Here is an 11,959-nt window from a genome sequence, read left to right as displayed (position 1 = left end):
CCTAGGTGGCGCCGACACGGTTGCTGATCTGGCATCCGACCACGCGGCCCGCCCGGGTCGCGTGGTCGGGGCGGGGCGGCGCCGATGCTCGGTCGGCCGACCGCGGCGCCTCAGGCGGCGGTCTGCCGCCGCTCCTCAGGCGGCGAGAGGAACCTGCTGGCCCTCGACGGCCGTCGGGTAGCGGGCCCAGATCTTGTTGATCTCGATCTGCAGGTAGAGCGGGCCGAAGCCGATCAGGAACAGCACGAACGCGAGCCCGGGGCTCAGCTGGGGCACGCCGGCCGCCCGCTGGGCCTGGGCCGCCCGTGTGCCCAACCGCCACGCCGCGACGAACGGCGGCACGAGCAGAACCACGCCCAGGGTGCAGGCCAGCACCGACATGACCGGATTGACCACAATCCGGCGTTCGTACTGACTCAGCTCCCGGTTCGTCTTGTAGATCCAGACCAGGCCGTAGATGCCGAGCGTGATCAGCGGAAGGCCCAGCCATGCGGCGACCGGGTTACGGCGCTTGCCCAGCACCCCCCAGCCGGACGCCGACGGGGAACTCGGCCCCGGCGGCTGAGAGGGCGCCCACCCCGGTGTCGTGTCTGGGTTCGTCACTGGATCCCGCCTTCCACGCGGTCCGGTTACCCCGCCGGGCCGCGCTCAGAGTAGCGCCGATAGGGGCAACCAGCCGGATTTGGCCCGGCGACGGGCGGCCGGCGCCGACCGCGCCGACGAGTTCTTTGCCACATCCCGACCGGGCCCGGACCGATCGCCCATGGTCAGCGGGCGGCCGCGGGCCCGAGACGCCCGGAACGGAGCACCGGGTCGGGCCTGGCGCGATGGCATGCTGGGCTCAGCATCCGCGTTCGCGCACTGGCCATACCGGAGGATGATCACGTGACCGTCGACGTCGGCGCCGTAGCCCCCGACTTCTCGCTCAAGGACCAGAACAACGAGGTCGTGACGCTGTCCAGCTTCCGCGGGAAGCGCAACGTCGTCCTGATCTTCTACCCGCTGACGTTCACCGGGGTCTGCCAGGGCGAGCTGTGCTCCGTCCGGGACGACCTGGGCTCGTTCCAGAACGACGACGTGCAGGTCCTGGCCGTCTCGGTCGACTCGGCCTTCGCCCACAAGGTGTGGGCCACCGAGCAGGGTTACGAGTTCCCGCTGCTCGCCGACTTCTGGCCCCACGGCGCCGTCGCGAAGTCCTACGGCATCTTCGACGAGGACAAGGGCATCGCCGTGCGCGGCACCTTCGTCATCGACAAGGAGGGCGTCGTGCGCTGGAAGGTCGTCAACGCGATCCCGGACGCCCGCGACCAGGCCGAGTACCTCAAGGCCCTCGCCGCTCTGTAGGCCCGGCCGGCGGGGAACGTGCCGCGTCCCCACCAAGGCGCCGCACGGACCGGCCAGCAGACCGGTACCGGCATCCGGCACGCGGGACCGCGTGTCCGGATGCCGGTACAGTAATACCGATCAACGATCGTCGGCCTGGAGGACGAACGGGTCGGTATGCCGTGCTATCGCTGCCACACCCGCCAGACAGACCCGGCCCGTGGCGCCAGCCCCTGGCGCCGGGCGGTCCTCGGCGGCGAGCAGGTGCTCGTCTGCCCTTCCTGCCAACGTGACCCGAGCTGGCACGAGCCACTCGACGGCTGTGCCGCCTGCGGTTCCACCCACCTGGCCAAGGCCCTCGGACTCGTCGTCTGCCGCGACTGCGGCGCCCGCACCGACCCAAGCCGCGCCACGGAGCCACACGGCGCCACGGAGCCAGGCGACGCGGAACCCGCGAGCACGGAATCCTCGCCCGCGTCCTCGACCGCTCCGGCCGGCGTCCTGCCGCCGGGCGTCGTGATCCCGCTCCCGTCCCGTGAGCCAGCGCCGGGCGGCGGAGCCGACCGGGCAGGGCCGACCCCCGCGGAGCACACCGTGCCCGTCCCGACACCCGTGGGCGGCGCGGCCGACACGCCGGCGCGACCGAGCGGGCCGAGGCCGTCGAGCGGGCCGCCGCTGGCCGTCGGCTCGGACCTCGCCGCGGACGTCGAGGCCGCGCTTGCCCGGATGTTCGGCCGCGGCCCCGGCCGGACGGCCACCTCCGGCTCTCCCGCCGACGAGGCCGACGACCGGTAAGATCACAGCACCGGCGGTCCCGCGAGGTGCGCCGATTGCATAGTCTTACGACACTCCCGGGCGTGTAGCTCAGCGGGAGAGCACTCGCCTTACAAGCGAGCGGTCGCAGGTTCGAACCCTGCCACGCCCACGAGCTGGGTGAGCCCTGCTCGGTGGCCCCGGGCCACCTTCCGCCAAGGCCGCGATGTCCGCCCAGGGGGATCACCCCCTGGAACCCCCATGGTCAGGGCTCCGCCCCCGACGCCCCCGGACCGCTCGCGCCCCGCGCGTCGACCAGAGCGAGCGCGGTGCTCCGGCGAGTAACAGGTCCGCTTTGGCGCCGCGACGCCCAGCTCGTCGTCGAGTTCCCGGAGCAGGCTGATGATCGACTCGCGGCCAAGGCCTGGGCTGGTCACGTCAGGCCCGCCGTGGCGCGCCGCTCCGGACATCCCGACGGTACTTCGCCGATCATGTCAGCGGCGCACGGAGACCAGCCCGGGCACTGACCAGCTACGGCTATGCGAGCGGTCAGCGCGCCTCGGGGACCGGGTCCAGAAGATGGACACGGAGATCGCCGCGACAGCCGTCTGTTTTCCGAATCCCGCTCAACGTGCTCACCCTGCGCCCGTAAGGATGGCGGTCGCATGGCGGCGGGCGACGGCCGGGCGACGGCCGGCGGTGTAGCGTGGGAGATGCTACTTCAGCGTGGCTGAGTTCTCGTCCGGGTCTGGTCCGTATGCCTATTCCGGGTTCCCTCTCGCTGATGCGTTGGTCAACTGAGGGGAATGACCATGACCGCGGACGTCGTGGCCGGGTTTCGTGCGGCGGAGCAGACCCCCGTGGGGGTGACGACCGCCGCGGCGGGAGCCCGTGGCAGCGAGTATGGCGAATTGATGCGTCGGATCAGGCGCGCGTCGCTACTGAATCGCCGGCTGGGCTGGTATTCCGCGCGGATCGCGGTGAATCTCGGTCTTCTGGGCGCCGGCTGGACGGCGTTCGTCCTGCTGGGGAACTCGTGGTGGCAGCTGGGGACAGCGGCATTCCTGGCGGTGATGTTCACCCAGGCGGCGTTCATCGGGCACGACGCAGGGCACCGGCAGATCGTCGCCGGCCGGCGTGGCAACGCCGCCGTGGGTCTGCTGCATGGCAACATGCTCGTCGGGCTGAGCTACGGCTGGTGGGTGGCCAAGCACAACCGTCACCACAGTCACCCCAACCAGGTCGGCCGTGACCCGGACATCGCCGCCGGCGCGTTCGTGTTCACCCCCGCCGACGCTCGCCGCCGCCGCGGTCTGGCCCGCTGGCTGACCTGCCATCAGGCATACCTGTTCTTCCCGATCCTGCTGCTGGAGGGGCTGAACCTGCATGTCGCGAGCGTGCGCGAGCTGGCAGGGCGGCGGGGCCGGGCGGCGGCGGTGGAGGCGGCGCTGCTGCTGGTTCACCTGACCGCCTACGTGACCGTCGTCGCCCTCGTCCTGTCGCCGGTCAAGGCGGTGGCCTTCGTGCTCGTCCACCAGGCCCTGTTCGGCCTGTACATGGGCTGCACGTTCGCTCCGAACCACAAGGGGATGCCGATCCTCGCCCGAGACGAGTCCGACTTCCTCCGCAGGCAGGTTCTGACCTCGCGCAACATCCGCGGCGGCCGGGTCACCGACGTGGTGTTCGGCGGGCTGAACTACCAGATCGAACATCACCTTTTCCCGAGCATGCCGCGACCGAACCTGCGCCGGGCGCAGCCGCTCGTCCGCGCGTTCTGCGATGCGCGTGGCATCGGCTATCAGGAAGTCAGCGCGCTGAGCTCCTACCGCGAGGTACTGCGATGGCTGCACGACGTCGGGGCGCCCCTGCGCGACCCGGCCCAGGAGAAGAGGCTGATCACGGCCAGGGACGTCGTCGCTGTCGCGTCGCGCCTGCGTGTCAGTCAGGGAGCGCGTGAGTGACCCCGGTCGGCTCCGCCGTGAGTTGCGTGCCCTGCTCGCACACGGGTCGGACGCCCTGGCGCTGGATCGGCTGTGCGCCGGCGCCGTGTCGGCCCTGCCGGTCGATGGGGCCGCGATCTCGCTGACGACCGACGCCGGCGGCCGAGGCTACACCGGCGCGAGCGACCCGGTCTCCGCCCACCTCGACGATCTTCAGTTCACCCTCGGTGAGGGACCCTGCTGGGACGCCGCCCGGCACGGGCACCCGGTGCTCGTCGGGGACCTGACCGGGCAGGCGGCGCGCCGCTGGCCGATGTTCACCCCGGCTGTCCTGGCGGCCGGCTATCAGGCGATCTTCGCGTTCCCACTGCAGATCGGCGCGATCCGCCTGGGTATCCTCGACCTGCTCCGCGTCCGGCCGGGGCCCCTGGACGGCGATGCGCTGGCGGACGCCCTGATCGTCGCGGACGTCGCGACCCTGACGCTCATCGACACGGCGGCCGTTGGCTCGCGCGGCCATGGTGACCCGCTGTCCGGACCGGGCCCGGACATCTTCGGGATGTACCGGGCCGAAGTCCACCAGGCGACCGGGATGGTGATGGCGCAGCTCGGAGTGAGCGCGCAGGAGGCTCTCGTCCGGCTGCGCGCGCATGCCTACGCGGCTGGGCGCACCGCCGACGAGGTCGCCCGCGACATCGTCGCGCGCCGGCTGCGGCTCGACGGCGGCCGGCTCGGATGATGGAAGACGAGACCCCTCGCGGGGCGCGTGATGCCAGTGCGGAGGCAGCGGTGGGCCAGGAACAGAAGTTGAGTGAGGCGTTCGTCAGCCTGGCCGACAGCCTGGTCGCCGACTACGACGTCGCGGACCTGCTGCACCGGCTGGCCGACCACTGTGTGACCTTGCTCGACATAGCCGCCGCGGGCCTGATGCTGGCCGACCAACGCGGGAACCTGCAGGTCGTGGCAGCCTCCTCGGAGACCAGCCGGCTACTCGAGCTGTTCCAGCTCCAACACGACCAGGGCCCCTGCCTGGACTGCTATCGCGGCGGCACGGCGGTCTCCGTCCCCGACGTCCAGCAGGCCGCGGACCGCTGGCCGGTCTTCGCGGCGGAGACACAGGCCGCGGGCTACCACTCGGTCCACGCGCTCCCGATGCGGCTGCGCGACGATGTGATCGGCACGCTGAACCTGTTCGGGACCCGCCCCGGCCGGCTGCCCGACGCCGACGCGCGCATCGGTCAGGCGCTCGCCGACGTAGCCACAATCGCGATCCTGCAGGAACGCGCGATCCGCCACCACGAAATGCTCGCCGAGCAGCTCCAGCACGCGCTGACCAGCCGCATAGTGATCGAACAGGCCAAAGGCGTCCTCGCCGAACGCGGCAACCTCGACATGGCCCAGGCATTCGACCGGCTCCGCCGCCACGCCCGTAACACCAACACCCGCCTCACCGACCTGGCCCGCGGCATCGTCGACGGAACGGTCGACAGCACCACCGTAGTGACCCCCCAACCACGGCACCAGCCGCCGGACCCACCCCCCTCCCCCCGAGCCCCAGCGACATAGCCGCGCGTCCTCAGGGTTTCGAATCATCGATGCGCGAATCCACCGAGGCCAATCGCCGGTCGTGGCCATCCGACGGGTAACCATGGCGGAAGGCTCCCCCGCCCTTTCGACCCGTTTACACGGGACTCCGTGGGGTTCACCTTCAGCCTCCGCCGACATTTACGCCTGCCTCCGGCTGGGGAGAATTGCTTACGGAAGCGAGGGCTGGGGGTGATGGGCGGCGGTGGTGCCGCCGAGTGGCATCGGGCTCATGCCCAGCTTGCGGTGGTCCCAGGATCGGGTGCGCTCGACGTCGACGCGCACGGCGACGCGCTTGTGGAGCATGACCTCCACGAGCGGTCGCGCCTCGTCGGTGTAGGGGCCGTGGTACCGCTCCCAGACGTTGACGCCGACGGCCCACAGCGCCTCGGGATCCTCCACGACCTCGGCCCGGCCCTCCATCGAGACCCCGCGCAGCGTGTCGTAGGTCAGGCCGTCCTCCATCAGGACGGTGACGCGTGGGTCGCGGCGGATGTTGAGCGCCTTCTGCGCCTTGGCCTTGGTCTCGAACCACAGCACGCCGTCAAGAACGGCGAACCACATCGCGACGGCGTGCGGGTGGCCGGTCGGCCCGAGCGACACCAGCGTCGCCGTCCGCCGCGTCGCCAGGTAGGCCGAGATCTCCTCGGCGGTCATCTCGATCTGGGATCGCTGGTTGGTGCCCACTGGTTTCGCTCCTCCTGCCGGAGACATCGGCTCGGGCGGTGCCCCGGGCCGAAGCGCCGGCGGCCGGCAAATGGTTCAGATGATTAATAGCTGGTAACGGCCCGCGGCGCTCCTGGCGCGTCCACCGGAACGGGCGGCCAGGCCAGGGCAGGCGCGTGCGCCGTCCCCGCCGGCGGTCGGGGGGAGGCCACCGACCGGCTCAGATGCCCTCGCGCACGACGCGGAGGACCTCGGCGAGGCCGCGTTCTCGCTCATCGGGCGGCACGACGCTCAGCGGGCCGTCGAGCACGAGCATGGCGAAGCCATGCACCGCGGACCAGGCCGCGATCTCGGCGTTCTGCCGCCGGGCGGGGGTGATCACCCCGGTGGAGACGAGCTCGTCGAGACGCTCCGAGAGCTGGGCGTAGGGGTGGTTCACGGCGGCGTCCGGAGCGACGTCCCCGAGCGACCAGGCACAGGCCATGCGGAACAGCCCGGGGTGTGTCGTGGCGAACTCGACGTAGGCCCGCCCGGACGCCTCGAACCGGGCCGCGGCGGCGTCCTTGTCGTGCCCGGTGGCCGACCCGGCGATCCGGGTGGCCATCAGCTGGCCGAACTCGGTCATGGCCCTGGCGGAGACGGCGCGCAGCAGGGCGTCGCGGTCGGCGAAATGCCGATAGGCGGCGTTGTGCGAGACGCCGACCCGACGGGCGGCCTCGCGCAGGACGACCGCGTCGGGGCCGTGCTCGGCGGCCAGCTGTGTCGCGGCGGCGATGAGCGCCTCGCGCAAATTTCCGTGGTGGTAGGGCATCACTTGCATGTTGACACAGGTAACTTCCTCGGTCCACCATGCCGGATGTACCCGCTGTCAACATTGAGGGATCCGGGATGGCGAGCAATCGATACGCCGTACTGACGGTCGCGTGCCTCGCGACCTTCGCGATCAATCTCGACACCAACATCGTCAACGTCGCACTGCCGTCCCTGAGCCGAGAGCTCGGCGCCAGCACGCGGGATCTGCAATGGGTAGTTGACGCCTACAACCTCGCCTTTGCGGCGCTGGTCCTGGGCGCCGGCAGTCTTGGCGACCGGTTCGGGCGGCGTCCGGCGCTGATTGCCGGACTGCTCGGCTTCGCGATTACCAGCGGCCTTGGCGCGCTGTGCACTACGTCCGGCCAGTTGACCGCGGCACGGACGGCAATGGGCGTGTTCGCCGCGCTGATCTTTCCGACCACCCTGTCGATCATCACCAACGCCTTCCCCGACCGGCGCGAACGGGCCAGGGCCATCGGGGTCTGGGGCGCCGTCACCGGGGTCGCGGTCGCCATCGGCCCCGTCACCGGCGGCCTGCTGCTCGAACACTTCTGGTGGGGCAGCGTGTTCGTCGCGCTCGTTCCCGCCGCGGTCGTCACCGCGGGGCTCGCGGCCTGGCTGGTCCCCGAGTCACGCGACCCGGCGGCTCCCGGCATCGACGTGCCGGGCGTGATCGCCGGAAGCGCGACCATCGGCCTGTTGGTCTACACGATCATCGAGGCGCCGCACCGGGGCTGGGACGCCCCGCTCACGACGGCCGGTTTCGTGGCGACCGCCGGCCTCGCCGCCGCGTTCCTGGTGATCGAGCGCCGCGCGGCGCATCCGATGCTCGACGTGTCGGTGTTCGCCAACCGCGCCTTCACCGCCGCGAGCATGTCGGTGACGGTGGCGTTCTTCGCCCTGTTCGGCTTTATCTTCTTGGTAACTCAGTACTTCCAGGTCGTACGCGGTTATGGACCGCTGTCCACTGGTGTGCGCATCCTGCCGGTTGCCGGCACGATCGCGATTGGCTCCGCGGTCGGACCGCTGCTGGTCGCCCGGCTTGGCACCCGCCCCGTGGTGATGACCGGTCTCACCCTGCTCGGCGGCTCGTTCGCCTGGATCGCGAGCTCACCGCTGGACGAGAGCTACCTGCTGATCGTCGGGCAGATGGTGCTCATGGGCCTTGGACTCGGCCTCACCCAGGTCCCGGCTACCGACTCCATCCTCTCCGTGCTCCCGGCGGCCAAGGCCGGCGTGGGGTCCGCGATCAACGACGCCACCCGGGAAGCGGGCGGCACCCTTGGTGTGGCGGTCGTCGGCAGCGTCTACGCTTCGATCTTCGCCAACCAGCTCAGCGACTCCAGCTTCGCCCAACTGCCCGCGGGACTCCTCGCCCAGGCGACGTCATCCGTTGGGGCGGCCCTCGGCGTGGCGGAGCAGGCCGGCGGCGGCCCGCTCGTCGACGCGGTCCACAGCTCCTTCCTGTCCGCGTTCCATGTCGGCTGCATCGTGGGCGCCGCGGTCTGCTGGGCCGGCGCCCTCGCGGCGTCCGCCCTGCCGGGCCGGCCGCGCCGGCAGGTCGCCGAGGCGGAGGCCACGCCCCGCTCCGTGCCAGCGTGACCGGCGCCGGTGACGGCCGGGCTCTCGGCCGTCACCGGCCCGGCGTCCCGCGCCGTCTCACCCGCCGGGTCGCGGGGCAGGCCGCGGGCGCGACAGGAGGGTGCTGGCCGCCTCGGCGACGGCCCCGACCAGGGCGGCCGGCGCGCCGCGGCGGCCGCGGACGTGCAGCGGCTCCGGGTCCACCGGGGGCAGGTCGCGCCGCGCTTCCAGGCCCTCCGGCGGGGTGCCGAGATGGGCGAGCAGGGCGACGCCGAGGCCGGCGCGGGCGGCGTGCAGGACGCCGGCGAGGTGGCCGGCCTCGCAGACCACCGAGGCGTCGACCCGGCTCTGGCCGAGCGCTTGCAGGGCGCGGCGCCGGATCGTGCACGGCTCGTCGATGACGACCAGCGGGATCGGGCCGGGCGGCGGCCGCCACCCCGCGGCCGCGTACCAGGCGAGCGGGAGCATGCCGGCCGGATGGGCGTCACCGCCGCGGACGTCGCCGATGAACAGCGACGCGTCGAGCGCGCCCTCGTCGAGCCGGTCGTTGAGCTGCTTGCCCCGGTCGATGCGGAACCGGACGGCGCGGTCCGGGAAGCAGGTCCGCAGCCGCGCGGTGATCGAGGGGAGCAGCAGGTCGGCGGCGTGCTCGGTCGAGCCGATGACCAGGTCGCGCTCGGCCGCGTCGGCCGTCCGCAGGCGGTCGAGGGCGTCGTCATGGGCGGCGAGGATCTTGCGCGCCTCCGCGAGGAGCAGCGCGCCGCCGGGAGTGAAGCGCACGGCGTTGCCGCGGCGCTCGACCAGCCGACGGCCGCAGACCTGCTCGAGCCGCCGGACGTGCTGGCTGACCGCCGACTGGGACAGGTGCAGGCTGTCAGCCGCCCGGCGGAACCCGCCGCAGTCGGCGATGGACGTGAGGCTGCGGAGTGCGACTATGTCCAAGACGCCAACCATATCGATAGGATAACTGTGAATTCGGTTAGCGATCACTGGAACGCCGGGCGCGGCCGGGCGTCCCGGACCGCCTTCCCGGGCACGCGATGACGACACCCTGGCACCGCGAGGACTCCCGCCATCCGGACGCGGTGGGCCCGGACCTGGTGGATCCCGCGCGGTTGCCCCCGCACGACGACGTCGACTGGCGGACGGACACCGCGTCGCTCGACGCGCACCGGTTCGACCGGTCCGGCTGGACTCCCGACGTGCGCCCCGCCGTCGTCGCGTCCGTGCGCGGCGTCGCCGGCGTCCAGCACGTCGCGCGCCACGCGCACCGGACCGGAACGCCGCTGGTGGCCCGCGGCGCCGGCACCGGGCTGACCGGGGCCGCCACGGCCGTCGACGGCGGGATCGTGCTCGACCTGACCGGGCTGAACCGCGTCGTGGACATCCTGCCCGCCGACGAGCTCGCCCTCGTCGAGCCGGGCGTGCTGACCGCCGACCTCGACCGCGCGGCGGCGCGCCACGGGCTGCGGTACGCGCCCGACCCGGCCAGCGTCGAGATCTCGACCATCGGCGGCAACATCGCCACCAACGCCGGCGGGCTGCGGTGCGCGAAGTACGGCGTCACGCGGGACGCCGTACTGGGCCTGGACGTCGTGCTGGCCGACGGCCGGCTCATCCACACCGGCCGGCGGGCGATCAAGGGTGTCACCGGCTACGACCTGACCAGCCTGTTCGTGGGCTCCGAGGGCACGCTCGGCGTGATCGTCGGCGCCACGCTGCGGCTGCGGCCCATCCCGGTCGCCACGGCCACCCTGTCCGGCTACTTCCCGGATGCCGAGGCGGCCTTCGCCGCGGTCGGCGCGGTCCGCGCCGCGGGGATCGTGCCGGCGGTCGCCGAGTTCATCGACGGGCCGACGCTGGAGCGCATCGACGAGCACCTGGGCACCGATCTGCGCGCGCGGGGCGCCGCGTTCGTGCTGCTGCAGACCGACGGCGCCGCCGCCGAGCAGGAGGCGGCAACCGCCGCGGGGGTGCTGCGCGGGCGCGCCACGAGCCTCGAGGTGACGACGGACCCGGCCGAGGCCGCCCGGCTCACGGCGGTGCGCCGCGCCGCGCTGCCCGCGCTCGAGCGGGTCGGGCGGGTGCTGATCGAGGACATCGGCGTCCCGCGCTCCCGGCTGCCGGAGGCGGTCGCCGCCGTGCGCGACGCGGCGGCGGCGACCGGCACGTCGATCCACACCTTCGCGCACGCCGCCGACGGGAACCTGCACCCGATCATCGTGCTGTCCGCGGAGCAGGAGCTGACGGACCCGGACGTCCAGGCCGCCGCGGACGCCGTCTTCCGGGCCGCGCTGCGCCTTGGCGGCACGGTCAGCGGCGAGCACGGCGTGGGCGCGCTCAAGCGGCGGTGGATGCGCGCCGAGCTGGGCGAGGACGTGGACGCCCTCCAACGGCAGATCAAGGACGTGTTCGACCCGACGGGCATCCTCAACCCCGGCAAGGCGGTCTAGGGGACGCACCCTAGGACCACGCGGCCGCATTCGGGCCAGTGATAAGCGGACACGATCGCTCCGATCGCGAATTGTCGCTAGCCAGACAGCCATCTACCCACTAACTTGACCGATATGGTTGAGATTGCTGAGGCGAGCCGCGCCGTGTCGCGGCCGGTCAGCCAGTGCTCGACCGCTTCCTCACGGGCGTTCGGACGACGCCTCACCCGGCGACGCGTGATCGACTTCATGCGGCACTGCGCCATGTGTTGTCACTGACACCGACACCGCCCTTCGCCCCGCCGGCGCCATAGCCATCCCGCGTCGGCGCGGCCCGCCAGCCGTGTCCTTCGACCGCCCGGTCGCCGCGCCGGGCGGTCCAAGTCGTGCCCCCGCGCCGTCCGCCGCCGACACTCCAGCCGTCACACCCGTCGCCGTCCTGGGCGGCGCGATGGCGCCTGCCTGGCGAAACCTCGGCCCCTCCCCCACGAAAGGTCCGTGATGACCCTCGCCCACGAGGCAACTGTCACCACCTGGCGCGAGCCCGCCGGGCCGGCGCTGCGCGCGACGCTGGTCGTGCTGCCGGGACGGGGCGAGTCGCCCCAGGTGTACGACCGGTTCGGCCGCCGCCTCGCCACCGACGCCTACCGGGTCCACGCGGTCACCGCGCCCAGCGAGGACCCGGACCGCGCCCGCGACGAGCTGCTCGCCGTGCTCGCCGCCGCGGACGCCGCCGTGCCGCGGGTCGTGGTCGGCTCCGACGCCGGGGCGGCCTTCGCCGCCCACCTGGGGGCGGCCGGCGAGCTGGCCGCGGCGGGAGCGCTCATCCTCGCCGGGCTGGCGCCGGCGCCCGCGGGCGCGGCGCCC

General features: G+C 72.6%; 11 protein-coding genes, 1 tRNA gene and 1 pseudogene. 9 read left to right on the top strand and 4 right to left on the bottom strand.

The window, feature by feature from the left end; all coding sequences use genetic code 11:
• Positions 1 to 135: 135 nt before the first annotated feature.
• Positions 136 to 603, bottom strand: a complete 468-nt coding sequence (locus I6A81_RS41370; protein ID WP_307875247.1) for a DUF4234 domain-containing protein — start codon at positions 601 to 603, stop codon at positions 136 to 138.
• 282 nt (positions 604 to 885) lie between these two features.
• On the opposite strand from I6A81_RS41370, the gene I6A81_RS41365 reads away from it, so the two are divergent.
• The 6 genes from I6A81_RS41365 to I6A81_RS41340 all read left to right on the top strand — a co-directional run bounded on the left by I6A81_RS41365 (position 886) and on the right by I6A81_RS41340 (position 5,582).
• Positions 886 to 1,344, top strand: coding sequence for a peroxiredoxin (locus I6A81_RS41365; protein ID WP_203006800.1), 459 nt, complete (start codon positions 886 to 888; stop codon positions 1,342 to 1,344).
• Positions 1,345 to 1,500: 156 nt separating this feature from the next.
• Positions 1,501 to 2,118: a hypothetical protein gene (locus I6A81_RS41360; RefSeq protein WP_203006801.1), complete on the top strand. Its 618-nt coding sequence runs from the start codon at positions 1,501 to 1,503 to the stop codon at positions 2,116 to 2,118.
• A gap of 58 nt (positions 2,119 to 2,176) precedes the next feature.
• Positions 2,177 to 2,248, top strand: a tRNA-Val gene (locus I6A81_RS41355).
• A gap of 640 nt (positions 2,249 to 2,888) precedes the next feature.
• A complete protein-coding gene (locus I6A81_RS41350; RefSeq protein ID WP_203006802.1) occupies positions 2,889 to 4,037 on the top strand; it encodes a fatty acid desaturase family protein in 1,149 nt (382 codons plus the stop codon).
• On the top strand, positions 4,030 to 4,755 hold the full coding sequence (locus I6A81_RS41345) for a GAF and ANTAR domain-containing protein (RefSeq protein WP_203006803.1): 726 nt from the start codon (positions 4,030 to 4,032) through the stop codon (positions 4,753 to 4,755). The genes I6A81_RS41350 and I6A81_RS41345 overlap by 8 nt, the downstream gene beginning before the upstream one ends.
• Positions 4,755 to 5,582 (top strand): ANTAR domain-containing protein, encoded by an 828-nt coding sequence (locus tag I6A81_RS41340; protein WP_407661479.1) that lies wholly within the window; start codon positions 4,755 to 4,757, stop codon positions 5,580 to 5,582. The genes I6A81_RS41345 and I6A81_RS41340 overlap by 1 nt, the downstream gene beginning before the upstream one ends.
• 189 nt (positions 5,583 to 5,771) lie before the next feature.
• Here the strand turns inward: I6A81_RS41340 and I6A81_RS41335 are convergent, their stop codons facing one another.
• Together I6A81_RS41335 and I6A81_RS41330 are read right to left on the bottom strand one after the other, a co-directional pair.
• Complete coding sequence (locus tag I6A81_RS41335; RefSeq protein WP_203006805.1) at positions 5,772 to 6,287, bottom strand: pyridoxamine 5'-phosphate oxidase family protein; 516 nt, start codon at positions 6,285 to 6,287, stop codon at positions 5,772 to 5,774.
• Between the two features lie 199 nt (positions 6,288 to 6,486).
• Entirely contained in the window at positions 6,487 to 7,077 is a 591-nt protein-coding gene (locus tag I6A81_RS41330) for a TetR/AcrR family transcriptional regulator (protein WP_203006806.1), read from the bottom strand.
• A 77-nt stretch (positions 7,078 to 7,154) separates the two neighbouring features.
• Between I6A81_RS41330 and I6A81_RS41325 the strand changes: the two genes are divergently transcribed.
• The gene (locus I6A81_RS41325; RefSeq protein ID WP_203006807.1) at positions 7,155 to 8,681 is read left to right on the top strand and encodes an MFS transporter; all 1,527 of its coding nucleotides are present in this window, start codon (positions 7,155 to 7,157) and stop codon (positions 8,679 to 8,681) included.
• 57 nt (positions 8,682 to 8,738) lie between these two features.
• Here the strand turns inward: I6A81_RS41325 and I6A81_RS41320 are convergent, their stop codons facing one another.
• Positions 8,739 to 9,614, bottom strand: a complete 876-nt coding sequence (locus tag I6A81_RS41320; RefSeq protein WP_203008169.1) for a LysR family transcriptional regulator — start codon at positions 9,612 to 9,614, stop codon at positions 8,739 to 8,741.
• Between the two features lie 86 nt (positions 9,615 to 9,700).
• On the opposite strand from I6A81_RS41320, the gene I6A81_RS41315 reads away from it, so the two are divergent.
• Together I6A81_RS41315 and I6A81_RS41310 are read left to right on the top strand one after the other, a co-directional pair.
• The gene (locus I6A81_RS41315; protein ID WP_203008172.1) at positions 9,701 to 11,113 is read left to right on the top strand and encodes an FAD-binding oxidoreductase; all 1,413 of its coding nucleotides are present in this window, start codon (positions 9,701 to 9,703) and stop codon (positions 11,111 to 11,113) included.
• Positions 11,114 to 11,593: 480 nt separating this feature from the next.
• Positions 11,594 to 11,959, top strand: a pseudogene (locus I6A81_RS41310) (lysophospholipase); the annotation flags it as partial.

This window comes from Frankia nepalensis (assembly GCF_016786325.1).
GTDB classification, from domain to species: domain Bacteria; phylum Actinomycetota; class Actinomycetes; order Frankiales; family Frankiaceae; genus Pseudofrankia; species Pseudofrankia nepalensis.
This window is presented reverse-complemented; position numbering and strand designations above follow the sequence as displayed.

Coding starts and splice junctions, on each gene's coding strand:
- I6A81_RS41360 (WP_203006801.1), top strand. CDS start 1,501: ATGCCGTGCTATCGCTGCCACACCCGCCAGACAGACCCGGCCCGTGGC.
- I6A81_RS41350 (WP_203006802.1), top strand. CDS start 2,889: ATGACCGCGGACGTCGTGGCCGGGTTTCGTGCGGCGGAGCAGACCCCC.
- I6A81_RS41340 (WP_407661479.1), top strand. CDS start 4,755: ATGGAAGACGAGACCCCTCGCGGGGCGCGTGATGCCAGTGCGGAGGCA.
- I6A81_RS41330 (WP_203006806.1), bottom strand. CDS start 7,077: ATGCCCTACCACCACGGAAATTTGCGCGAGGCGCTCATCGCCGCCGCG.
- I6A81_RS41325 (WP_203006807.1), top strand. CDS start 7,155: ATGGCGAGCAATCGATACGCCGTACTGACGGTCGCGTGCCTCGCGACC.
- I6A81_RS41320 (WP_203008169.1), bottom strand. CDS start 9,614: ATGGTTGGCGTCTTGGACATAGTCGCACTCCGCAGCCTCACGTCCATC.
- I6A81_RS41315 (WP_203008172.1), top strand. CDS start 9,701: ATGACGACACCCTGGCACCGCGAGGACTCCCGCCATCCGGACGCGGTG.